This is a genomic window from Rhodanobacter sp. UC4437_H4 (assembly GCF_052978425.1).
In genome coordinates this window covers 317,596-340,387 of sequence record NZ_CM129673.1, presented here as the reverse complement: position 1 = coordinate 340,387, position 22,792 = coordinate 317,596, and the positions used below count along the sequence as shown (strand labels likewise).

Sequence of the window (22,792 nt, the reverse complement as noted above, 5' to 3'; positions counted from 1 at the left end):
GATGAACACGCTGTTCTGGCTGGTCAAGCGCGAGTTCTGGGAACATCGCGGCGGTTTCTTCTGGGCTCCGGTCATCACCGGCGGCGTGTTCCTGCTGCTGGGAATCATGGCCATAATCACCGCCGAAGTGCTCGGTGCGCACGCCGGCATCAATTTTGGTGCCAGCGGTCTGGTGCGCAACGCTATCGATCACATGGATGCCGGTGATACAAGCCAAATCGGCGGCTTGCTTGATATGGCCTTGTACGCGGCACTGAGTATGACCATGGTCGTCATGGGCTTCGTGGTCTTTTTCTATTGCCTCGGAGCACTGTATGACGATCGGCGCGATCGAAGCATCCTGTTCTGGAAATCGTTGCCGATATCCGACTCAGCCACCGTGCTGTCCAAGGTCGTCAGTGCGGCTGTTCTCGCGCCTTTGATCGCGACCGTCGCAGGTATTCTCGTAGGTGTGCTGTTGCTACTCATGCTGGCCGTGACGCTCTCATTCCACGGCGTCAACGTATGGCAGATCCTGATCCTGGCGCACCCCTTCCGTGTCATGTTCAATGTGATCGGCTATATCCCGGTGTATCTGCTGTGGGCGCTGCCGACGATCGGATGGTTGATGCTCTGCTCGGCATGGGCCCGCGGCAAGCCGTTCCTCTGGGCGCTGGCGCTGCCCGTTGCGACCGGCCTGTTGATCACTTGGTTCGGCATCATGGGACTCTTCAACCTTTCGTCGAGCTGGTTCTGGATCAACATCGTGTTGCGTGGGCTGTTCAGCGCGTTCCCTGGCATAAGCATTCTCTGGAACGACGGGAACATCTCCATGGGGCAAGTTCCCGGCCAGCCCGGACTGGACCTGATGAATATCGAACAGACCTACGCGCTACTCGCGACACCTGATTTGTGGATTGGCGCCATAGTGGGCGTTGCCATGCTCGTTGGCGCCGTCTGGTTCCGCCGCTGGCGCGACGACAGCTGAGTCGCGATCAAGCCCTCGACTTGAAGGAGCACCCATGAAATCCCTTACGCTCAACACCCTCGCCCTGACCCTGCTGCTGCCGCTGGCGGCCTGCGGCAGACCGGACCAGGCTGGCTCCCAGCCGGCCTCGCCGGCCACCACTGCGCAGGCCGGCGACAAGGCGCCCAGCTCGTGGGTGGCCCGCCGCGTCGACGACGCGATGCAGCAGGCCAAACGCGAACTGGCCACCAAGAACATCGACGTGGACACCGTCCACATCGGCAAAACCTTGCGCCAGGGCCGCACGACATCCAAGGCCCAGATCACGCCACAGGGCGACCTTCTGATCGACGGCGAGAAGGTCGCGGCCACGCCGGAACAGCATCAGATGCTGCTCGACTACCGCCAGCGGATCATCGACATCGCCGAGGCCGGCATGGCGATCGGCACGCAAGGCGCGGACCTCGGCATGCATGCCGCCAGCGCAGCGCTGAGCGGCGCGTTCAGCGGCAAGAGCGACGCGGAAATCGAGGCGGCGATCAAGCCGCAGACCGACCGCATCCAGGCCGCCGCCCTCGAACTGTGCAAACGCCTGCCCGACCTGCGCGCCGCCCAGCAGCAGCTGGCAACCACGATGCCCGCATTCAAGCCCTACGCGACGATGACGGAGGAAGACGTGCAGGACTGCGACAAGAACATTGCCAACTCGGGCCACAAGAAAGGCGTGACCGTGCTGTCGTTCTGAGGACGGGATTCGGGATTCGCGAGAGCAAAAGCAAAGGCGATGCCTTTGCAAATCACCAATCCCGTATCCCGAATCCCTGGTTGTCTATTTTTCGTGGATGCCGCCGCGGGTCAGCGCCATCGGGTCGAGCAGCTTCTTCAACTCGTCCTTTTTCAGCCCGGTGGTTTCCAGCGCCACGTCCATGATCGGCCGGTGCTGTTTGTACGCCTGCTTGGCGGTGGCCGCGCCCTTCTCGTAGCCGATCACCGGGTTCAGCGCGGTGACCAGGATCGGGTTCATCGCCAGCGCCTGATTCACCCGCGCCTTGTTGACCTTGAAGCCGGCGATGGACTTGTCCGCCAGCAGCACGCTGACGTTGGCCAGGATGCCGATCGACTGCAGCAGGTTGTGCGCGATCAGCGGCAGCATCACGTTGAGCTGGAAATTGCCGCTCTGGCCGGCGATGGTGATCGAGGCATCGTTGCCGATCACCTGCGCCGCGACCATCGCCACGGCCTCGGGAATCACAGGATTGACCTTGCCCGGCATGATCGACGAGCCCGGCTGCAGCGCCGGCAGCTCGATCTCGCCCAGGCCGGCCAGCGGGCCGGAGTTCATCCAGCGCAGGTCGTTGGCGATCTTCATCAACGCGACGGCCAGCGTCTTCAGCGCGCCGGACAGCTCCACCGCCGCATCCTGCGCGGCCATGCCCTCGAAGTAGTTTTGCGCCGACTCGAACTTCACCCCGGTCAGCTTCCTCAGCTGGGCGGCCATCGCCGGGCCGAACTTCGGGTCGGCGTTGATGCCGGTGCCCACCGCGGTGCCGCCCTGCGGCAGTCGGCGCATGCGCTTCAGCGCATCCTCGATCCGCTCGATGGCCGCGCCGACCTGCGCCGCCCAGCCCGACAGTTCCTGCCCGAAGGTGATCGGCATCGCGTCCATCAGGTGGGTGCGGCCGGTCTTGGGCGTGTTCTTCAGTTCGCGCGCGCGCTTGTCGATCGCCTTCTGCAGGTGCTTCAGCGCCGGCAGCAATTGCTCGCTGGCGGTCAGCGTGGCGCTGACGTGGATGGCGGTGGGGATCACGTCGTTCGAGCTCTGCCCGTAATTGACGTGGTCGTTCGGATGCACCTTCGCACCCGCGGCAACCGCCAGGTGAGCGATCACCTCGTTTGCATTCATGTTGGTGCTGGTGCCCGAACCGGTCTGGAAGATGTCGATCGGGAATTGCGCGTCGTACTGGCCGTCCGCCACCGCCAGCGCCGCCTTGCGGATCGCCGCCGCCTGACCCTTTTTCAGATGGCCCAGCGACAGGTTCACGTCGGCCGCCGCGGCCTTGATCAGCCCCAGCGCACGGATGAACGGCCGCGGCAGGTGCAGGCCGGAAATCGGGAAGTTGTCGATCGCGCGCTGGGTCTGCGCGCCATACAGCGCGTCGGCGGGTACCTGCAGTTCGCCCATGCTGTCGTGTTCGATGCGGAAGTTGTTCATTGGGGAAATTCCTTCGGGGTGGGACCGTGGCATCGCCTGGACCGTTCGGGCTGAGCGTAGCGCCGAAGGCGCGAAGTCGAAGCCCTCTTGATACCCTTCGACTTCGCGCCTTCGGCGCTACGCTCAGGGTGAACGGGAGACGGTCACGTCCGCCCACTATAAGCCGCCGGGCACGGAGCCGCCGGCAATGTAAAATGCCCGTTTCCCCTCGCCGGAACGCCCCGATGTCCCACCACGCCCTGACCGCCCTGTCGCCGCTGGACGGCCGCTACGCCAGCAAGGTCGAAGCGCTGCGTCCGATCTTCAGCGAGTTCGGGCTGATGCATCGCCGCGTGCAGGTGGAGATCGAATGGCTGCTGGCCCTTGCCGCCGAGCCCAAGATCGTCGAACTCCCCGCCTTCGACGCGACCCAGGTCGCCACCCTGAAAGCCATCGCGGAGGACTTCAGCGAAGCCGACGGCGAGCGGATCAAGGCGATCGAGGCGACCACCAACCACGACGTCAAGGCGGTCGAGTACTTCATCAAGGAGAAGATCGGCGCCGACGCCAGCCTCGCGCAGGCGAAGGAGTTCGTGCACTTCGCCTGCACCAGCGAGGACATCAACAACCTCTCCTACGCACTGATGCTGCGCGACGCGCGCCGCGGCGTGCTGCTGCCGCAGCTCGATGCGCTGATCGACACGCTGCGCCAGATGGCGCACGACAACGCCGGCCTGCCGCTGCTCTCGCGCACGCACGGCCAGACCGCCTCGCCCAGCACGCTGGGCAAGGAGATCGCCAACGTGGTGGCGCGCCTGGAACGTCAGCGCAAGCAGCTGGCGGCGGTCGAAGTCTCCGGCAAGATCAACGGCGCGGTGGGCAACTACAACGCCCACGTGATCACCTACCCTGAAATGGACTGGCGGGGTTTCTCGCAGCGCTTCGTCGAAAGCCTCGGTCTCGACTACAACGCCTACACCACCCAGATCGAGCCGCACGACAACGTCGCCGAATACTGCGACGCGGTGCGCCGCGCCAACATCATCCTGATCGACCTGGCCCGCGACATCTGGGGCTACATCTCGCTGGGCTACTTCAAGCAGACCTTGAAGGCCGGTGAAGTCGGCTCCTCGACCATGCCGCACAAGGTCAACCCGATCGACTTCGAGAACGCCGAAGGCAACTTCGGCCTCGCCAACGCGCTGCTGGGTCACTTCGCCGAGAAGCTGCCGATCAGCCGCTGGCAGCGCGACCTCACCGATTCCACCGTGCTGCGCGCGCTCGGCACCGCCTTCGGCCACACGCTGGTGGCGCTGGAATCGCTGAAGAAGGGCCTGGGCAAACTCAACATCAACGCCGAACGCATCGCCGCCGACCTCGACACCAGCTGGGAAGTGCTGGCCGAAGCCGTACAGACCGTGATGCGTCGCTACGGCCTGCCGCAACCCTACGAGCAGCTCAAGGCACTGACCCGCGGCCACGGCATCACCAGGGATTCCATGCGCGAGTTCATCGCCGGGCTTGAACTTCCGGCGGATGCGAAGCAGCACCTGCTGGAGCTGACGCCGGCCGGCTACATCGGGCTGGCAGAGCGCTTGGCGAAGGAAATCTGACCGCTCCGCGCGGCACGACAACCGGCACCACCCCCCGCGCGATTGCGTCGAACCGGCAGTACGCCTTAGGCTCGGCGCTTGCGATCATCCCGGGGAAGTCGACATGCATCCATTGCGCGCGCTCACACTCTCTGCCGTCGTTGCCGCCACCTTTCTTGCCGGCTGCTCCGCCGACGCCTCGCTGTCGGGCCAGTCCACGCCGGCCGCCGCATCCAGCGTCCACGCGGCGGACGCCGGCCGCAACGCGACACTGGCAACGGACGTCGACGCGTTCCTTGCCGGCTACTTCCAGCATTACCCGGTGTTCGCGGCCAACGCCGGCAAGCACGAGTTCGACGGCCGTCTGCCCGATTTCAGCGCCGAAGGCCTGAAGGCCAACGCGGACTGGCTGCATGCGCAAAGGAAGAGCTTTGCCGCATTCACCGATGACGAGCTGGATGCCCGCGGCCGATTCCAGCGCGACTACGTACTGGCGGTGATCGACGGCCAATTGTTCTGGCTGGAGGATTCGGGCGCTCCGTACAAGAACCCCACCTTCTACACCGGCGACCTGTCGCCGAGCATGTACCTGACCCGGCCATACGCGCCGCTGGCGCAGCGCATGGCGGCCTTCGTGACTTACCAGGAGGCGCTGCCCAAGGCGCTGGCGCAGATCAAGGCCAACCTCAAGCTGCCACTGCCCGCCTCGTACATCGACGTGGGCGTCAATTCGTTCGCAGGCTTCGCCAGCTTCTTCAAGACCGACGTGCCCGGCATCTTCGCCCAGGTGAAGGACGATGCCCTGCAGGCGCGCTTCAAGGCCAGCAACGCCGCCGCCATCAAGGCCTCGCAAGAGCTGGCCGACTGGCTCAAGGCGCAGAAACCGCACGCCACCCAGGACTTCGCGCTGGGCGCGGACAAGTTCGCGAAGATGCTGCATGCCACCGAACGGGTCGACCTTCCGCTGGACCAGCTCAAGGCGATCGGCGAATCCGATCTTGCGCGCAACCTTGCCTCGCTCAAGAGCGCCTGCGACAAGTTTGCCCCGGGCCAATCGCTGAAGGATTGCGTGGCGAAGGAGAGCGCCGACAAACCCGTCGGCGGAGCAGTTGAAGGCGCCCGCGCGCAGCTCGCCAGCCTGCGCCAGTTCATCGTCGACAAGGATCTGGTGAGCATTCCCGGCACCGAGCAGGCCAAGGCCGAAGAGGCACCGCCGTTCAACCGCTGGAACTTCGCCTATATCGAGATCCCCGGCCCGTACGAGAAAAACCTGCCGTCGGTGTACTACATCGCCCCGCCGGACCCGACCTGGAGCAAGGCTGACCAGGCCGCCTATGTGCCGGGCAAGGCCGCGCTGCTGTTCGTCTCCGCCCACGAAGTGTGGCCGGGCCACTTCCTGCAGTTCCTGCACGCCAATCGCGCGCACTGGAAGTTCGGCCAGTTGTTCGTCGGCTACGCCTTCGCCGAAGGCTGGGCGCACTACGCCGAGGAAATGATGTTCGACGCCGGCCTCGACGGCGCCACGCCGGAAGTCCACATCGGCCAGCTCACCAACGCCCTGCTGCGTGACGTGCGCTATCTCTCGGCAATCGGCCTGCACACCGGCGGCATGAGCATGGCCCAGTCCGAGCAGATGTTCCGCGACAAGGCCTTCCAGGACCCCGGCAACGCCCGCCAGCAGGCCGCCCGCGGCACCTACGACCCGGCCTATCTCAACTACACCATGGGCAAGCTGATGATCATGCAGCTGCGCAAGGACTGGATCGCGGCGCACCCCGGCCCGAATGCGCTGAAAGCCTTCCACGACCAGTTCCTCAGCTACGGCGGCCCGCCGATTCCGCTGGTGCGCCAGCAGATGCTGGGCGGCAAGGTGGAGGCGAAGCTGTGGACGGTGGATGAGGTGACGGACGCCAAGGCGACTGCGGCGGCCGAGTAGCCTGGAACACGGCATGTCGAAGGAGTCGACCCGTGCCACCGGCTACTGGAACAGCACCGCCATCCAGGTTGCCGGAGCAGCGGCAGATGCACTCGCCACGCGCATGGCGATATGGGGAAGAGCCGGCGGACAGTGCCTGGCCTGCGACGACCGGCTCCTTCGCCTGCAGGCGAAGGAGCACGCGGCACATGCCTACGGCGCCGTCGGCATGATGTAACCCGGCGGCAAGGCGTGCTTCTCCCGCATCGCCTGCATGTAGCGGTCGCGCAGCATCGTCTGGCGGCTGACCATGGGAATCTTGCGGCCGGCGATGAATACCTGGTCGGCGAAGCTGGACAGTTCCAGCGGGTCGCCGCTCCAGATCACCACGTCGGCCAGCTTGCCCTGCTCCAGCGTGCCCACATCCTGGTCCATGCCGTAGATCCGCGCCGGGTTCAGCATCAGCGCCTTCAACGCGTCGAGCCACGGCAGGCCGTTGGCCACCGCATTGCCGGCAGCCTGGGTGACATTGCGCGCGTTGTGGGTGTCGCCGGTGGCGAAGGCGATCATCACGCCGGCTTTCTGCAGGCGCGCGGCGTTTTCCAGGGTCGAGCCCAGCGTCTCGAAATGTGCCGGCAGGTCTTCCAGCGGATTGAGCAGCACCGGCACGTGGGCGGCGGCGAGTTCGTCGGCGACCATCCAGGCTTCGGCGCCGCCGGAGACGATCAGCTTCAGCTTGAAGTCGCCGGCCAGCCGCAACGCCGCCTCGATGTCGCTGGCACGCTCGACGTGGAGCACCAGCGGCTCCTTGCCCGCCAGCACCGGGCCCAGCGCCTCCAGGTCCAGCCGCGTCAGCGCGTACGTGCGGCGCTGGTTGCTGGCATAGGCGCTGGTGTTGTCGGCGTAGTCCTTCGCATCCTGCAGCGCCTCGCGCAGGGCCAGCATGGCGGCCGCGCGCGAGCCGCCGGCCTGGGCGGCACCGGTCTCGCCCAGCGCGGCGAACATCGCTGCCGCATCGCGATGGATGAAGCCTTCGGTGGAACCCAGGTCGATGATGGCGCCACGGCCGGCGATGATGTGCTTGTCGCCGTTGGTGGGCGACACCATCGCGCGGGTGACGCCGGCGATCCGGTTGACCGGGATCAGCATCGAGCGCGGGTTGATCGCGTCGGCCACGTCGAACGCGGCGCTGAAACGCGAGTCGCCGGCCGAGGCGTCGCGGGTTTCCTTCACCGCGCCCACCTCGACGATGCCGAACTGGCTTTGCGGGTCGAAGATGCCGGGCGTGACGATCTTGCCGGTGGCGTCGATGCGCTCGGCATCGGCGGGAATCTCGACGTTGGCGCCCACCGCGGCGATCCTGCCGTTCTTGACCAGCACCGTGCCGTGCTCGATCTTGCCGGCGGCGCCCAGCGTGTACACGGTGCCGCCGGTGATGGCGTAGGTCTTGCCATCGCCGGCAGCGTTGCCATTCGCAGGCGCCGCGGAACTGGCCGCCGCGGTATCGGCATGGCCGTCCGAATGGTCGGCCGGGCTGCAGGCGACGCAGAGCATCGCCAGGATCATGGCCAGGTATTTCATCGTGCGCCCTCCCCTGCGGCGGCATCGGTGGCATGCGGGTCGATGAAGCTGCCCAGCATGAAATCGGAGGTCGATTGCCGCTGCGGTTCGTCGCGCTCGTAGACCACGGCGCCGTCGAGGAACACCTTCTCGGTGCGCGCGTAGACGCTGAACGGGTCGGCGCTCCAGATCACCACGTCGGCATCCTTGCCCGGTTCCAGCGAGCCGATGCGGTCGGCCAGGCCCAGCGCCTTGGCCGGGTTGAGCGTCATCCACATCACCGCGTGCTCCTTGCTGATGTCGAGCCCGGCACGCCGCCCTGCGGCCAGCGCCTTGGCTACTTCCTGGTTGAGGCGCTGGATGCCGTTCTCGTCGTCCGAGTGGATCATCGCGCAGGCACCGCCGGCATCGACCATCGCGATGTTGGCGCGGATGCCGTCCCACGCTTCCATCTTGAAGCCCCACCAGTCGGCCCACATCGCCGCGCAGGTGTCCGTCTTCGCCAGCAGGTGCGGAATCTTGTACGCCTCGACGGCATGGTGAAACGCCGCGATCTTGAAGCCGAACTCGTTTGCCACGTCGAGCAAGGCGGCCATCTCGTCGGCGCGGTAGCAATGCATCTGTACGCGGATCTTGCCGCCGAGCACTTCGGCCAGAGTCTCCTTGCCCAGATCGCGCTTGGGCGGCGGGCCGGCCTCCGTGGCGCCCTTGGCCTTGACCTTCGCCTCCCACGCCTTCCACTCGCGGTCGTAGGCCTGCGCGTCGGCGAACGCCTGCCGGTAGCCGGCGACGTCGCCCATCAGCGTCGACGGAAACTGGTGACGGCTTCCGTAGACCCGCATCGGATTCTCGCCGCAGGCCATCTTCAGGCCATACGGCGCATCCGGAAACTTCATCGCCTGCACGGTGGTGGCCGGCACGTTCTTCAACACCACGCTGCGCCCGCCGATCAGGTTGCCGGAACCGGGCAGGATCTCCAGCGTGGTCACGCCACCGGCGCGCGCGGTGTTGAAGCCCGGGTCCTGCGGCCACACCGAATGCTCGGCCATCACCTGCGGCGTGGTCGGGTTGGTCATCTCGTTGCCGTTGGCGGTGGCATCCACCGATGGCGACGGATAGACGCCCAGATGCGAATGCACGTCGATCAGTCCGGGCGTGACGAACTTGCCCTTGGCATCGATCACCACCGCACCGGCCGGCGCCTCGACCTGCTTGCCGATCGCCGCGACCTTGCCGTCACGCAACAGCACCGACCCATCGTCAATGCGCTCGCCGGTACCGGTGTAGATCGTCGCGTGCTCGATCAGCGTGACTTGCGAAGGCAGCGGCTGGTAGGTGGACGGGAAGGCGTCCGGCGGAAATTCGGTGGGCTGCGGCGTTGCAGCCTGGGCGACCACCCCGGCGGACACCACCAGCAAAACCGCGAGCACCGCCGCGCGCAAGTGTGACGATTTCATCTTCGCTCCCAAGTTGGCCCCAATGCCACGCCAGCCCTGGCTGCGATGTGCGGCGCATCCGTTGCCGCCGTCCGCAAACCGTACATGGAAGTGGCGGCAAAGTCTTGCTTGCAATGGCGCGGGGCGGCGTGAGGCTACTGGGTCAGCGGAGAGCGCGCTCGTCGGCTGAGCCATCAACTATCGTCCCCCCGGGCACACCCGGGGAGACGGTCCATGGCGACGACCGGTCAGAAGCTTGCTGTCACGCGCGCGTACCAGAACGCACCGTTGAAACCGAACGGCGAGGTCAGCGCGTACTTGACGCCAAGGAACTGCAGCGTGGCGTTCTGCTCCTTGCCGGGGTAGGTATCGAAGACGTTGTTGCCGCCGATGGCCACCGTGAAGGTGTCGTTGAACTTGTAGCTGGCCTCCAGATCGAGCAGCGTCTTGCCGCTGTAGTGATTGACGTCGTCCGGCGGGTTGTTGCTGCCGAACAGGCCGACCGTGGTGCTCCAGCTGCCGTATTGGTTGATCCGCGCGATGGCATCGAACCCGTGCAGCGCGTAGTCGAAGCTGAGCACCGACCGGCTCCTGGGCACCTGGTGCTCGAGGTCGTACACGAAATCGTCGTTGAGCGTGTCCGGCTGCACCTTGACCACGTTCTGCTTGTTGCGGTTGTAGCGGAAGTCGATGTTGAGCCTGCCATTGCCCAGCTGATGCCGCGTATCGAGCACGAAGTCGATGCCGCGGATGTCAGACCCGAACGCATTGCCGAAATAACTGGCGTCGCTGCCGAGCAGCAGCTGCGCGTTCGGATAGCCGCCGGCGGCGAGCTGGTCGACGGTGGCCTGGCTCACGCGGTTGCTGACCAGGCCAATGCGGTCGTCGATCCTGATCCGGTAGTAGTCCAGGGTGGTCGTGACGCTATCGAGCGGCGTCCACACGGCGCCGACGGACAGGCTCCTGGAGGTTTCGGTCTTCAGCGGTTTGGAACCGAGCGCGCGCGCCACCGGGTTGTCGACCGGATAGGTGCCGGCGGGTATCAGGCCACCCTGGGCGTTAGCCGTGGTGGTGACATTGAGTGTGTTCGCCTGGCCCGGGGTCGGTGTGCGGAAGCCGGTGTTGTACGTACCGCGCAGCGCGAACGCGTCGGTGAACGCGTAACGGCTGGAAAGCTTGTACACGACCTTGGAGCCGTAGTTTTCCGCACGCTCGTAACGCACCGCCGCCGCGCCGGACCACTGGTCGGTGAAGTTCGTCTCGGCGTCGACGTAGGCGGCCTCGCTGTTCTGCGTGAAGCGCCCGGCCGCGTTGGCCGGAAAGCCCTGGAAGGCATCCGAGCCCACCCCGAACACCGACGCGGTCGGCCCCACCTCGATCGAACCGGCGTCGCCCTGGTGGATGATGTAGGTCTCCTGGCGCCAGTTCGCGCCGAAGGCGAGCGTGAGCGGCGAATCGTCGAACGAACGGACGAAATCCGCACCGGCGCCCTGCTCGCGCTGGGTCAGCTTGCCGGGATGGAAGTTGGTGGGCGACAGGCTGCCCAGGCTCGGGTTGATCGAGCCCTTCAACTGGTAGTCGACCTCGTTGCTGCCGGTGCGGTAGTGCAGGTCCCACTGCAGGTTGCTCTGCCCGCCGCCACGCACGCCGCCGACCAGCTGGTGATCGCTGATGTCCGCACCGAACAGCGGGCTGTAGCCGCCCGGGAACTTCGTGTAGATCGGGTTCAGCAGCACCCAGCCGCTCGGACTCGCCGCGTTGGCCGTCAGGTAATTCGCCGGGTCGCCACCACCGGCCACGATGTTGTCCACCAGCGACTGCGGCGCGTTCGCCGGGGTCAGGGTGCCATCGGCGTAGCTGACCAGGGTGGAGCGGCCGCCGATGCCGTACTGGGCCGGCAAGACCGGGTTGCGGTAGAAGAAGCTGGACAGGACCTTCTTGTCCATGAAGCTGCCCGTGGCGTAGAGCTGCACGTCGCCGGACAGCGGCAGGCCGGCGTTGACGAACAGCTTGTTGGTCTTGGTCTGCGGGTCGCCCCAGCGCTGGCCGAAGCCGTCATACGGCACCTGGTCCGCACCGACCACGGCCGCGACGGCCGCCGCGTCCGCTTGCGGCATCCCGCGCGAGGTGGGGTCGGTGGTTTCGCGCTCGGCACTCACATGCACGAAGCCATCGGCACCGAGCGGGAATCCCGCATCGACGTCGTAGCGCCGCAGGTTGCCATCGCCCTTGCCGTACTGGCCCACCTGCGCGCTGACCGTCACGCCCGAGGAAGCCTTCTTCAGGATGACGTTGACCACGCCGGCGATCGCGTCCGATCCATACAGCACCGAGGCGCCATCGCGCAGCACTTCGACGCGCTCGATGGCGTTGGACGGAAACACCGAGAAATCCACCGCCTGCGCGCCCTGGTTGAAGGTGCCCAGCGGATCGAGCTGCAAGTTGACCAGCGCCGAACGATGGAAGCGCACGCCGTCGACCAGAACCAGGGTCTGATCGGGCGACAGGTTGCGCAGCGACACCGGCCGCACGAACGACGTGCCGTCAGCGATGGGAAAACGCTGGGTAGTCAGCGACGGCACGATGTTGGTCAGCGCGTCGGTGAGGTCCGCCGAAGACTGCTTCGCGATCTGGCTGCCGCTGAACGCGTCGATCGGCGAAATGGATTCGGTCGGCGACAGGCCGGCCCGGTGCGTACCGGTCACCACCACTTCCTGCAGGGTGGTGGTCGACTTGGCCTTCGCCGCATCGTTGCTTCCTTGTGCCGCGATCGCCTGGCTGGCCTGGGCCTGTCCGCTGTCCGACGCGCCCGTGTCCTGCGCCTGCACCGAGCACGCGACCAGCGCCGCAGCGGCAAGCGCCGCGCGAATGGCGCGCAAAAGAACCACGTTGATCCCTGCATGGTTATGCATGTTGTCTCCCTCCCGATGGCCGCTGCATTCCCCCCTCAACGCAAACTACTCCGACCCCTGGCGTCCCAAAAGGCCTCCATTGGTAGTACGTGCGCGAGATCACTTTCGTGGCGACAGCCTTGCCGATGGGTGCACTCATCAAGCGACTCGCCGGCATTTGTCCACCGGGGCAACAGAAATGATTGGGCGGCGGGAGCGGCGTAGCGAAACCGCTCGAAACGAGGCAGGTTCGGGAAAGTGGACCTGACCCCGTTGGTGCCGTTGGTGACGCCGTCAACCGGTGACCCCGAGCGGCGTTCTCCTTCCGGCATGCCGCCATTCGTCCGGCACGACATGGCAGTACCCAACCGCCGGCCTCCCACACTGAAGGACACCGTCATGAACCACGCTTCGATGATCCGTCTCGGTCTGCTCAGCCTGATCGCCTGCACCGCGTTCGCCAGCGCCAGCGCGATGGCCGCCGACACCACCGTCCCCGGTCACCCCCGCGTCAACGAGGTCAACCAGCGCATCGACAACCAGCAGGCGCGCATCGCGAAAGGCGTCGCCAACGGCACCATCACGCCGAAGCAGGCAGCCAACGACCAGCGCCGCGCCGCCAACATCGCCCAGCGCGAAAGCGCCGCCGAAGCAAAGCACAACGGCCACCTGACCAAGGGCGAAACCCGCCGCCTCAACCGCGCGGAAAACCGCAACAGCCGCCACATCCACCGCCAGCGCCACTGAGCGCCAGAAAAAAAAGAGGCCCCGCTTGCGGGGCCTCTTCCACTTCAGGAAATGACGAATCAGGCCGGCAGCGGCTCGCTCGGCGCCGGCTCACTGGCCGGTGCGGGATTGCGCGGACCGCGGGCAAAGCGGGCGGCCAGCGCCTTGCGCGCCTCGTCCAGCCCCTGCCCCTTGCCCGCCACCTTCAGCACCGCGTAACCCTCCAGCGCATTGGTCATCAGGTCGCTGCCCACCGCCATCTCGGTATCGACGCCGCGCTGGTGCAGCTTGCCCAACCGCACCAGGCGCGGGCGCAACGCATCCAGCGTGGCGATGTCGCGCTGGCAACCCGCCAGGTCGAAATTGCGCGGCAGCACCCCGGGGTTGTCGCTGAACACGTGACCGGCCTGCCGGCAGAACGCCTCGGACTTGTCGCCCATCTTGGTCAGCCCGTGGCGCTGCTCGAGCGTCAGCGCGATCAGCGAGGCAAAGCCCGTCTCCAGTGCAGCCAGGGCATCGTCAATGGCCGCCAGCACTTCGGCATTCAGGTCGATATCGATCAGGTTCTGAGGCATGTTCACTGCATTGATTGAGTTGCAGACAAGCCGGTCCGTTGGCCGACGCCGCAGCGTAGCGCGCCACCTGCCCGCTACCAGCCAATCAGCCGGAACCAAGATTGTCCCCGACACATTTTCTGGACTGATTCGCTCAAGGGGTCGCGGCGCCCCGCAATCCCGCATGAAAGGCGCCCAGCAGGTCGAGGTCGATCTGCACGTCGCCGGACCGCATGTCGCCTATCAGCAGCAGCCGGCCATCCGGGTCGATCTCCGTCGCCAGCAGATCCAGCACCGCGTCCAATGCGACTGTGACACCGGCGTTCGCCAACGGGTGCAGCAACTTTCTGGCGTCGTGGCCCAGCAACCATGCGCCGGCACGGGCATGGTCGTAATCGCTCGCTTCGAGCAGTTGGCTCGCGTCCGCATACAGGCGTTCCATGTTGCCCGCCTCTAGATAACTGCGCAGCAGCAGGCGCAGGTCACCGGCATCGACGCCCGGCCGTTCGTGGCGTCGGTCACGCCAGGCGAGCAGCTTCAGGACGGCTTGCGCCGGCAAGGAGGCGAGAGCCACCACCACGTCATCCGGCAGCCGTACCGCGACTGCCTGCGCCGCCGCCTCGCGGTAGCCGAGCATGGTCATCTCGACGACATGCGGCGACGGCCAGGCGATGCTGCGATCGGCCCGCTCCACGCCGCCTAAGGGAAGCAGATCCACCCGATGGCACTGCTCGAACACCAACCGATGCAGCACGCCGGGCACTTCGGCGAAAGATCCGTCGGCGAGCAGGGCGTTCCTCAAACCGGCGAAGCTGTTCCATCCATCCAACCCAAACGCGAAATCCATGTCGGTCGTGGCGCGCGCCACGCGTATGCCATGCGCGAACGACAGCAGCACGTCGCGCGCCATCGCGCCCACCAGCAAGGGCTTGGCATCCGGCCAGGCCCGGTGCATCGTCGCCACCAGCCTGGCCAACACCGCCAGCCCGGGCTGCTCACGCAAATCCAGCGGCGATCCCTGCATGCATTTCCCCTGCGATTTCCACACAGCGCGTATCGCCGATCGCCAGCAGGTCCGCGTACACCAGCAAGTGCGGCACCATGCCGGGGGTCTCGCCCTCGAAATTCCAAAAGCGTCGCAGCACTTCCACGTTGCCGTTACGATCCGGCTGCAGACGCTGATCGGTCAGCAGATTCGGTTCGACCTTGTTGCCGTAGAAGGTGGCTGTGCCGGGCCGCAGGTGTTGCGTCAGACGCGCCGCTGCCGGCTCGCCGCCCAGCAGCAAGCCGTAGCGCGTTGCGTCGATGGCCTCGACCCAGTCGAGCTTGCGCGTGTCGTAGCGGCCCAGCAGCAGCTTGGGCCGCAGCCGCTGCGGATACGCATCCACCCAGCGCTTGAGCAGCCGTTCCGCATCGATCAGCCGGCGCCGCTTGCGCAACGTGGCGACGAAGCCGAGCTGCGGCAGTTCGGCCATCACCCAGCCCACCGTGCCGTGCGCCACGCCCGCCAGGGCGGCGATCTCCCGATACGGCAGGTCCACCGCCGCCGGCCGGCACAACAGGGCGAACAGCACCTGCAGCCCGGTGGCCTGAAACGCACGGCCGCCCTGCGTCGGCGGCGCGAGGGCTTCCCTCGGCCGCTCACCCTTCACCCAGACATGCAGCGGCGGCTGCGTCAGCCAGGCGTTGCCCGCGGCATCAATGAACTGCACGCCGCGCCGGCGCAGCTCGTCGGCCATCGGCGGCGTAACGTAGTCGGCCACCAGCAGCCCCTGCTCGCCGTGGTTCGCCAGCTGATGCAGCGCCGCGCCGAGCGTGGCACGGCGCAGGCCGCGCTTCAGCTCGGCGACGTAGCGCAGCTCGCGGCCATCGAAACGCAGGCACAGCACGGCATCGCCGCGCGTCGCCTGGCCGCCAGGCTCCCGTTCGACGACTTCCCATTGCAGGCCTGGCAGCTGCACCGCGGTCAAGGCAGCCTGCAGCAGATCCGGTTCGTGTTGACGGCGGTGTTTGTCCATGATTGGGATTTGTCCATGTTTTGTGGACAGAAGTCAATTGTGGACAAGATGCGGCCTCGAACCCGTGCGAGCATCGCGATGCAAGATCAGGTAGTCGGCGCGGCGGATGCTGGACTTGTCGCGCGCGGCACGATGGCCCCGCACCACCATGCGGCCGGCCTTGAGCGTGAACTCCTGAAACACCTGCTCATTCACGTTTCAACCGCTGGCGACCAGGGCGGGTGTGATGAACTTCAGGCAGATGTCCGCTTCGGACAGTTTTCTCTTATCCATGAAGCATGACTCTGGCGACTCCCCCGACTCGAACACGCCAGAGCATAGGGCGTTGGATCGACCCCGACCAGTCGACGGCGCATGTCGATGTCTTTACACCGCCGCGTGGGTGGTTTTTCAAAGCCAGCCGCGACCGTTGCCTGTTGCTCAATAGTGATACCGCAACTGCGCAATCAGCAGCGCGTCGGCAACGGGCTTGTACACCATGCGGTGCTCGCCGTTGATGCGGCGCGACCAATAATCGGCCAGCCCGTGTCGCAAGGGTTCGGGTTTGCCGATGCCTTCGAGGGGGTGGCGCATGGTGGCGTCGGTCAGCTTGTTGATGCGCGCCACCAGCTTGCGGTCGTGGGCCTGCCAGTGGAGGTAATCCTCCCAGGCCGCGTCAGAGAAGATCAGCTGCATGCCGGCCAAGCTCAGCGAGTTAGGTTCAGCGGGCCAGCCTGAGTGGTTTGCCGCCACCGGATTCCAGTTGCGCCATCGATTCCAGCAGGCGGCGCGCGTTCCTGGGGCTACGCAGCAGGTACGCGGTCTCATCCAACGACTGGCAATCGGCCAGCGACATCATCACCACTCGTCCTTCTTGGTAATGATCACCGGCGCATGATCCTCGCAGACGCGCTCCATCGTCTCGGCGAGACTGGAACGGGCCTTGGTGTAGGTGATGGTGTCCATGGGCTATCGCGATATGTACATTATTCTGTACATGATCTAGCCGACGGCCCGCAGCCGGTCAAATGCCGCGGGTCCAAGCCGGCGAATCAGCCAGCAAGCGCCTTGCGTTCCCCCGCGCCTGCCAGCGCATGCATCAGGTCCACCGTGCTGTCGAGCACCCTGGCGACCTTCGTGCCACGACTCGAGAAGATTTCTACCAGCGCCTGGTAGTAGCCCAAGGTCCCGTCGCGTCCGCCGGTGAACCGATCGAATACGCGCGTGGCAACTTCGGGATCTTCCAGGTCCTGGACGATGGCGCGGGCGTTATGCAGCTTGTCGCAGGCGGAGACAAGCAGCGTGGCGTCCGGGGCTTGTTTCAGGTGTGCGAGGTAGGCGAGTTTGCGCTCGATCCAGTCGCGGCGTCTGGCTTCCGGATCGGTGTGGCTGGCCTTGCCTTCGGCGGTGCCATCGGTGCAGTCCACCACGATGTTGGCGACGGCATCACCGAATTGCTTGCGGATCGCCGCCTCATGCCCGGTACCGCAATCCTCGATGGTGTCGTGCAGCAGGCCGGCGATGGCCTGGTCTTCGTTACCGCCGAACTCGATCACCAGGCTGGCCACGCCGAGCAGGTGATAGAGGTACGGGATGTTCGAGCCCTTGCGCACCTGCGCGGCGTGGGCGATGCGGGCGTAGTCAACGGCCTGGCTGAAGCGATCGGATAGCGTGGTCATGCTGCCCCCTGTGACGGTTTCATCGTAGCCAATGATGATGGCGGCGCGGCGCAAGGGCTGAGAGCGTAGCGGACGCCGTTCAACGCTTGATCTCTTCTTCCATCACTTGGCTCATCGTGCTCTCCGTAAAAAGTTGGCACCTGAGCAGAAAATCACTGGGTCATTACATTGCGCTGTTGCGTGCCGTCCGCGGGGATTGTTGGGCCCATCCATGGGCCAAACCCCTTCGCGCTGCGCACTGCGGGGCCTGCCTGCGGCTGCCCGAATTCGCTCCCGGCGAATTCGCCGACTGCGGAGGCAGGATGCCAGAGCGAACGTCGGCGAAGCCGACGGACCGAAGGGTGAGGTGCAGGATGCGCCGAATAACCAGTGGGTTCTCATTCCTGCCATCACCGCCAGAAAAGGAAAACGCCCCACTCGGGGCGTTTTGCTTTTCTGGCGGAGAGAGTGCCTGCATCCGCCATGTTTCATGCCGTTTCATGCCGCATCGCACGCAACATAAACGACTGAATTTTCGCTATTTGCTTGTCTCATCTAGTCGCCTTCGATACCATCCAATCGCACCCTTTAGTGTTGGCTTGGATGTTGGGAAAGATGAGTTCGGCGGAGGATTTAAACGGTACTCCGCCGAATTCGAAATCTTCCCATCATCCCGCCCGACATCCCGCCCAACATCGGGGCGAAATTTGGCGAAGTGGGATTCGAACTGTGGCGAAGCAAACCAAGGAACTGGCGGCGGTGCAATTGCCGCGTTTACCTGTTGGCCTGCATGCGGCTGGCGGTGCAACAGGTCTTTATCTACGCGTTGCACCGACCGGCGCGCGCAACTGGATTCTGCGCGTGGTCATCGGTGCACGTCGCAGAGATATGGGCCTGGGCGGTTGGCCGGATGTGCCGCTGGGCGAAGCACGCGACCGTGCAAGGCAGGCGCGCCGGAAGATCGAGGAAGGCATAGACCCCATTGAATCGCGCAAGGCGAACATGACCACGCTGCGCGAAACGCCATCATTCGCTGAGTGTGCCAAGCGCACCATTGAAGCGAAACGGCCGGAATGGAAATCAGCGAAACACGCCGACCAATGGACTAGTACGCTCGACACTTACGCCAAGCCCGCCATTGGAAAAATGCCGGTGGATCAAATCGAGTTGTCGCACGTGGTGGACATACTGGCTCCGCTCTGGACAACCAAAACCGAAACCGCGTCACGGCTGCGCATGCGTATTGAAGCGGTGCTCGCATGGGCGACGGCGAGCGGCTTCCGCAAAGGTGATAACCCTGCCCGCTGGCGTGGCAATCTGGACGCGGTACTGGCAAAGCCTGGCAAGGTTGCCAAGGTCAAGCACCATCGGGCGCTAAGCATAGACGCCTTGCCCGGCTTCATGACGGCATTGCGCGGCCGCGAAGGCATCACACCACGTGCGCTGGAATTCCTCGTCCTGACCGCTGCGCGCAGCGGCGAAGTACGCGGTGCAACGTGGGAAGAAATAGACGGCAACGTGTGGACCATCCCCGCCGAGCGCATGAAGGCCGGCAAAGAACACCGCGTGCCACTGTCACCGCGTGCCGTGAAGCTACTGGAAGGATTGCCACGCATGGCTGGCACCGATCTTGTGTTCCCCGCTGCGCGTGGCGATCAATTGTCAGATATGGCGCTGTCTGCAGTCATGCGGCGCATGGAAGTGGACGCGGTGCCGCACGGCTTTCGCAGCACGTTCCGCGATTGGGCGAGCGAACGCACCAACTATCCGCGCGACGTTGCGGAAATGGCCTTGGCGCACACCATCGGCGACAAGGTAGAAGCAGCGTACCGGCGCGGCGACCTGTTCGCCAAGCGAACTAAAATGATGAGCGATTGGGCGAAGTTCGCAGGAAGTGCGAAGTGAACAACTATCACCTTTCATTCAAGCTCACCGACAAAGAACGGCGTGAGCATGTCGAACGCCTGCAGGCTTTCGCGCGACAAATTTCGGGCAAGGTTGCAAACGGTGAACCGTTGACAGAACCGGAGCGCGACTTTACTGCCGTGGCGTTGCGTGAATGGGCGGACGCATACAACCCAAAGCGTCCGCGTGGTCAATCGCCAGAATTTTCCCATGCGGATGCCGCATTGTCTTACGTGCTACTTCGTGATCGGAAAAAGTCACACGCGCAAGCTTTGGGCGAAGTGTCGGACGATCTGGATAAGTCAGAAGCTGCGGTTTGGAAGGCAATCAAACCGTTGTTACCGGACGCCTACGCGCATCTTGGAATCAATCCAATAACCTAATCCCGAATAGGTTTTCGACGCAGCGGAGAGCTGCCCATACCGTGTCACCTCGCCACTACACGACGAGGTAAGACGGCAATGAGTAACACCACAAAAATCGACTATGCCGGCCTGCCCGATGCGGCAAGGCTGCGCGAGAAACATGTTATCCCTCTGATCGGCCGCAGCCGCGCGACGCTCTGGCGTGGTGTTCGGAAAGGCACCTTTCCCAAGCCAAAGAAAGACGGCGCTATCACGTCATGGCGTTATGGCGACGTGCGCAAGTGGTTGGAGGGTCAAGAAGCATGAGCATTTGGCCCGCTGAAATCGCCGCCTGGCGCAATGAACACCTGCGCAGCAGTGAACACATTGCAATCCTGCGTATAGCCGCAACGGAAGCGTTCGTCTTGGAGCATTTCTGCATTGAACCGGACGCCCGCGACGTGCCCGCTGAAATCCGCGCGTTTGCATTTTTGTCCCTGATAAGACCAGACGCCACTCCCGCACAAGCCGCCAAGATCGACGCAGAGATAGAACGTCAACTGGCCGCGCTTCGGAAAGGAGCGCACTAGATGACGTTCATCACTGACCATGAATTGAAGTGGTTTCGCGCCCGCTATCGCCATGTCAACCCGGAAGCCACCCTGCAATACGCGTTGAATTGTGCGGACGAGTACGCCGAACGCTACGCGTCCCATGCGCCGCCGACCATCAAGAGCGCCGTTGCACAGCTGCACTTCCGGTATACGTTGCAGAGTGATCCCGGCGATAAACAACTGATCCGTATTGCCATTGATCGGTTGATAGAAATGGGAGAAGCGATCAATGCGAACGCTAAGCCCTGACTTGGGGATGTACTTCCTTGAACGTTTCCCCGGCGTGCGGCGCGAAGGGTTGTCGGTCATGTGGGCGATGGCGTGCGCCTGGGTCGAAGATCAAGTGAAGCCGCAGCACCTGACCCCCGGCAACATCCCCGCAGCTTTTGAGTCTGCCGCACTGTTGCGCGTTCAAGCCATCTGCACGGTAGACAACCCGCAAGCGAAGCAAGCGCTGATGTTCGCCGCCGTGGAATTGCTGTCGCCTTACGCGGCGGCGAATTAAGGAGTATCCCCATGCCCAATGCAATGCTTCCTGCTATGGGCAGGATGGGTGAGTGTTGCCGGTTCTTTGTGTACTTGTTGACTTGGAATGCTACGCGCGGCAAATACGATAAGAAGCCGGTCGGGTCACCTGCCACCGCAAGCATGACCTACGCGCAGGCGCATGCGGAAACGATGCGCCTGCGCGAAACTGGTCAGCTGTCAACTGTGGGGATGTGGATTACTCCCGATAGCGGGCTGTTCTTTTTGGACATTGACGCTTTGCCAGCGGACTACACGCCGGACGCACGCGCGCAGCAGTTGTTGGTGATGTTTCCCGGTGCATTTGTGGAATGGTCAACCGGAAAGCGCGGCCTGCACATCGTGGGAAAGATGACCACGCCAGTGGCGCACAGCCGCCGCAATGATCCGTTGCACCTTGAGTTCTACACAGCCGAGCGTGGCATTGCGCTAAACATCGACGCCACCCCTACGGGCAGCATGGACAGCGTGCACGATGTAAGCGCACTGGTGGCGCAATACTTCCCGCCGCGTGATGTTCCTACCGGTAGTGGCGAGCGCCGGCCGGAGTGGCGCGGCCCTGCCGATGATGACGCACTGATTGAACGGATGCTGGCCGCGCGTGTGAGTGCCGCGGCGGCATTTGGTGGCAAGGCTTCACTGCCGCAGTTATGGCGTGGTGAGGCCGAATGTAACAGCGAATCAGACATGGCCCTGGCATCGCACCTGGCGTTCTGGACGGGCTGCGATGGCGAGCGCATGAGGCGGCTGATGCTGCGTAGTGGACTGGTGCGCGACAAGTGGCGCACCCATCGCACCTATCTGCAGACAACCATCAATGCCGCGTGTGTAGCGTGTACGAACGTGTATGTTGAGCGGGAACCGTTGCCGTTGCCATTGCCGGCCGTAGAACCGAACGTGCGCAGCGGCGCGGCACTGATGCAACAGAAATTTGCACCAGTCCAATGGGCGCTGCGCGGTCTAATCCCGCAAGGAACTGAAATTCTGTCGGCGCCACCGAAGGCCGGCAAAAGCTGGCTTGTGTTGCAGGCGTGCATCGCTGTTGCTGCCGGCGTTCCGTTGTGGCCCGGACGCGAGCCGGAGGCGCAAGGCGACACGCTCTATCTTGACCTTGAGGGCAATGACCGCCGATTGCAGGAGCGCATTGCAGGCCTGCTTAAATCCTTTCCACGCGGCATATCGTTGGACCAATTTTTTTACGAGACCGAATGGCCGCGTGCCGAAGCTGGCGCAGCAAAGTTGCGCGAATGGCTGGCGGAACACCCCAAGGCGCGTCTTGTCATTATTGACACGCTGGCGAGTTGGCGCGATCCCGATCCCGGCCGCATGTCCGCCTATCAAAATGATTATCGCGTTGGCGAAATGCTCAAGCCGTTGACGCGTGAATTTCCGGTGGCAATTGTCATTGTTACGCACACGCGCAAGATGGGCGCCACCGATGTAATGGATAAAATTAGCGGAACGCAGGGACTTGTCGGCGGCGTGGACAATTACATGATCCTGTCCCGCGCCGCTGGGAACATGGACGCCGAGCTGGTTGTTAACGGCCGCGACATCCGCGAACCGCAGGAATTGGCGCTGCGCACGTTGAAAGATGGCGGCTGGGTGTGCGTGGGAAATATCGCCGACGTTAAACGCACCGATGAGCGCGGAGACGTTCTGAGGGCGTTGGCGAGCCTGGGCGGCGTTGGCACGTCAAGGGAGATACATGGCGAACTTGAGAACCCCGTGACGCACCCAACGCTTTACAAGCGGTTACAGCGCATGGCGAAAGCTGGGGAGATCATGAAGTCTGGAAAAATGTTCACGCTGCTGTCAATTAAGGAAAACAACCTTAAACTTCCGCCGTTACCTAGCAGCGTGAAATTGCCCCTGTGATACACACACGATTGTCCTGTCCAAGCTGTCCAAGTTGTCCAACTTTTAAATTAACGGTGG

Annotated in this window: 23 protein-coding genes and 1 pseudogene; 14 read left to right on the top strand and 10 right to left on the bottom strand. The window is 64.2% G+C overall.

The annotated features are described in order from the left end of the window. Nucleotide 1: 1 nt before the first annotated feature. Both ACVCL3_RS01750 and ACVCL3_RS01745 read left to right on the top strand, forming a co-directional pair. Nucleotides 2-967 (top strand): hypothetical protein, encoded by a 966-nt coding sequence (locus ACVCL3_RS01750; protein ID WP_447101554.1) that lies wholly within the window; start codon nucleotides 2-4, stop codon nucleotides 965-967. 34 nt (nucleotides 968-1,001) lie between these two features. Continuing rightward, nucleotides 1,002-1,691 (top strand): hypothetical protein, encoded by a 690-nt coding sequence (locus tag ACVCL3_RS01745; protein ID WP_447100294.1) that lies wholly within the window; start codon nucleotides 1,002-1,004, stop codon nucleotides 1,689-1,691. Between the two features lie 84 nt (nucleotides 1,692-1,775). Here the strand turns inward: ACVCL3_RS01745 and ACVCL3_RS01740 are convergent, their stop codons facing one another. Then, complete coding sequence (locus ACVCL3_RS01740) at nucleotides 1,776-3,158, bottom strand: class II fumarate hydratase (RefSeq protein WP_447100293.1); 1,383 nt, start codon at nucleotides 3,156-3,158, stop codon at nucleotides 1,776-1,778. 224 nt (nucleotides 3,159-3,382) lie between these two features. Between ACVCL3_RS01740 and purB the strand changes: the two genes are divergently transcribed. The 3 genes from purB (at nucleotide 3,383) to ACVCL3_RS01725 (ending at nucleotide 6,882) form a co-directional block, all read left to right on the top strand. After that, on the top strand, nucleotides 3,383-4,750 hold the full coding sequence (gene purB / locus ACVCL3_RS01735; protein WP_447100292.1) for an adenylosuccinate lyase: 1,368 nt from the start codon (nucleotides 3,383-3,385) through the stop codon (nucleotides 4,748-4,750). Nucleotides 4,751-4,853: 103 nt separating this feature from the next. Next, nucleotides 4,854-6,665 (top strand): DUF885 domain-containing protein, encoded by a 1,812-nt coding sequence (locus ACVCL3_RS01730; RefSeq protein ID WP_447100291.1) that lies wholly within the window; start codon nucleotides 4,854-4,856, stop codon nucleotides 6,663-6,665. Nucleotides 6,666-6,678: 13 nt separating this feature from the next. Continuing rightward, the gene (locus ACVCL3_RS01725) at nucleotides 6,679-6,882 is read left to right on the top strand and encodes a hypothetical protein (RefSeq protein WP_395118700.1); all 204 of its coding nucleotides are present in this window, start codon (nucleotides 6,679-6,681) and stop codon (nucleotides 6,880-6,882) included. Here the strand turns inward: ACVCL3_RS01725 and ACVCL3_RS01720 are convergent. From ACVCL3_RS01720 to ACVCL3_RS01710, 3 genes are all read right to left on the bottom strand, one after another. Then, nucleotides 6,858-8,225 carry an amidohydrolase family protein gene (locus ACVCL3_RS01720; RefSeq protein ID WP_447100290.1) on the bottom strand — a complete coding sequence of 456 codons (1,368 nt, stop codon included), beginning with the start codon at nucleotides 8,223-8,225 and terminating at the stop codon, nucleotides 6,858-6,860. The genes ACVCL3_RS01725 and ACVCL3_RS01720 overlap by 25 nt on opposite strands. Then, complete coding sequence (locus tag ACVCL3_RS01715) at nucleotides 8,222-9,661, bottom strand: amidohydrolase (RefSeq protein WP_447100289.1); 1,440 nt, start codon at nucleotides 9,659-9,661, stop codon at nucleotides 8,222-8,224. Before ACVCL3_RS01715 ends, ACVCL3_RS01720 begins: the two co-directional genes overlap by 4 nt. 227 nt (nucleotides 9,662-9,888) lie before the next feature. Next, a complete protein-coding gene (locus ACVCL3_RS01710; RefSeq protein ID WP_447100288.1) occupies nucleotides 9,889-12,552 on the bottom strand; it encodes a TonB-dependent receptor plug domain-containing protein in 2,664 nt (887 codons plus the stop codon). 378 nt (nucleotides 12,553-12,930) lie between these two features. Between ACVCL3_RS01710 and ACVCL3_RS01705 the strand changes: the two genes are divergently transcribed. Further along, nucleotides 12,931-13,278: a hypothetical protein gene (locus ACVCL3_RS01705; RefSeq protein ID WP_447100287.1), complete on the top strand. Its 348-nt coding sequence runs from the start codon at nucleotides 12,931-12,933 to the stop codon at nucleotides 13,276-13,278. Nucleotides 13,279-13,337: 59 nt separating this feature from the next. On the opposite strand, the gene ACVCL3_RS01700 is transcribed toward ACVCL3_RS01705, so the two are convergent. From ACVCL3_RS01700 to ACVCL3_RS01690, 3 genes are all read right to left on the bottom strand, one after another. After that, nucleotides 13,338-13,832 carry a hypothetical protein gene (locus ACVCL3_RS01700; protein ID WP_447100286.1) on the bottom strand — a complete coding sequence of 165 codons (495 nt, stop codon included), beginning with the start codon at nucleotides 13,830-13,832 and terminating at the stop codon, nucleotides 13,338-13,340. A 133-nt stretch (nucleotides 13,833-13,965) separates the two neighbouring features. Continuing rightward, nucleotides 13,966-14,835, bottom strand: coding sequence for a nucleotidyl transferase AbiEii/AbiGii toxin family protein (locus tag ACVCL3_RS01695; RefSeq protein WP_447100285.1), 870 nt, complete (start codon nucleotides 14,833-14,835; stop codon nucleotides 13,966-13,968). After that, a complete protein-coding gene (locus tag ACVCL3_RS01690; protein WP_447100284.1) occupies nucleotides 14,807-15,829 on the bottom strand; it encodes a type IV toxin-antitoxin system AbiEi family antitoxin in 1,023 nt (340 codons plus the stop codon). Before ACVCL3_RS01690 ends, ACVCL3_RS01695 begins: the two co-directional genes overlap by 29 nt. A 15-nt stretch (nucleotides 15,830-15,844) precedes the next feature. Here ACVCL3_RS01690 and ACVCL3_RS01685 point away from each other — a divergent pair, with 15 nt between their 5' ends. Next, nucleotides 15,845-16,111: a hypothetical protein gene (locus tag ACVCL3_RS01685; RefSeq protein ID WP_447107242.1), complete on the top strand. Its 267-nt coding sequence runs from the start codon at nucleotides 15,845-15,847 to the stop codon at nucleotides 16,109-16,111. A 138-nt stretch (nucleotides 16,112-16,249) separates the two neighbouring features. Here the strand turns inward: ACVCL3_RS01685 and ACVCL3_RS01680 are convergent, their stop codons facing one another. The 3 genes and pseudogenes from ACVCL3_RS01680 to ACVCL3_RS01670 all read right to left on the bottom strand — a co-directional run bounded on the left by ACVCL3_RS01680 (nucleotide 16,250) and on the right by ACVCL3_RS01670 (nucleotide 17,487). Further along, nucleotides 16,250-16,504, bottom strand: coding sequence for a Txe/YoeB family addiction module toxin (locus ACVCL3_RS01680; RefSeq protein ID WP_447100283.1), 255 nt, complete (start codon nucleotides 16,502-16,504; stop codon nucleotides 16,250-16,252). A 25-nt stretch (nucleotides 16,505-16,529) separates the two neighbouring features. Continuing rightward, nucleotides 16,530-16,774 (bottom strand): annotated as a pseudogene (locus tag ACVCL3_RS01675) (type II toxin-antitoxin system Phd/YefM family antitoxin). Nucleotides 16,775-16,860: 86 nt separating this feature from the next. After that, nucleotides 16,861-17,487, bottom strand: a complete 627-nt coding sequence (locus ACVCL3_RS01670; protein ID WP_447099453.1) for an HD domain-containing protein — start codon at nucleotides 17,485-17,487, stop codon at nucleotides 16,861-16,863. A 708-nt stretch (nucleotides 17,488-18,195) separates the two neighbouring features. Here ACVCL3_RS01670 and ACVCL3_RS01665 point away from each other — a divergent pair. From ACVCL3_RS01665 to ACVCL3_RS01635, 7 genes are all read left to right on the top strand, one after another. Continuing rightward, a complete protein-coding gene (locus ACVCL3_RS01665; RefSeq protein WP_447100282.1) occupies nucleotides 18,196-19,371 on the top strand; it encodes a tyrosine-type recombinase/integrase in 1,176 nt (391 codons plus the stop codon). Further along, on the top strand, nucleotides 19,368-19,754 hold the full coding sequence (locus tag ACVCL3_RS01660) for a hypothetical protein (protein ID WP_447100281.1): 387 nt from the start codon (nucleotides 19,368-19,370) through the stop codon (nucleotides 19,752-19,754). Before ACVCL3_RS01665 ends, ACVCL3_RS01660 begins: the two co-directional genes overlap by 4 nt. Nucleotides 19,755-19,832: 78 nt before the next feature. Continuing rightward, the gene (locus tag ACVCL3_RS01655; protein ID WP_447100280.1) at nucleotides 19,833-20,042 is read left to right on the top strand and encodes a helix-turn-helix transcriptional regulator; all 210 of its coding nucleotides are present in this window, start codon (nucleotides 19,833-19,835) and stop codon (nucleotides 20,040-20,042) included. Continuing rightward, the gene (locus ACVCL3_RS01650; RefSeq protein WP_447100279.1) at nucleotides 20,039-20,305 is read left to right on the top strand and encodes a hypothetical protein; all 267 of its coding nucleotides are present in this window, start codon (nucleotides 20,039-20,041) and stop codon (nucleotides 20,303-20,305) included. The genes ACVCL3_RS01655 and ACVCL3_RS01650 overlap by 4 nt, the downstream gene beginning before the upstream one ends. Continuing rightward, nucleotides 20,306-20,578, top strand: a complete 273-nt coding sequence (locus ACVCL3_RS01645; RefSeq protein WP_447100278.1) for a hypothetical protein — start codon at nucleotides 20,306-20,308, stop codon at nucleotides 20,576-20,578. 7 nt (nucleotides 20,579-20,585) lie between these two features. Then, nucleotides 20,586-20,834 (top strand): hypothetical protein, encoded by a 249-nt coding sequence (locus ACVCL3_RS01640; RefSeq protein WP_447100277.1) that lies wholly within the window; start codon nucleotides 20,586-20,588, stop codon nucleotides 20,832-20,834. 11 nt (nucleotides 20,835-20,845) lie between these two features. After that, nucleotides 20,846-22,732, top strand: a complete 1,887-nt coding sequence (locus ACVCL3_RS01635) for a phage NrS-1 polymerase family protein (protein ID WP_447100276.1) — start codon at nucleotides 20,846-20,848, stop codon at nucleotides 22,730-22,732. The last annotated feature ends 60 nt before the right edge of the window (nucleotides 22,733-22,792 follow it).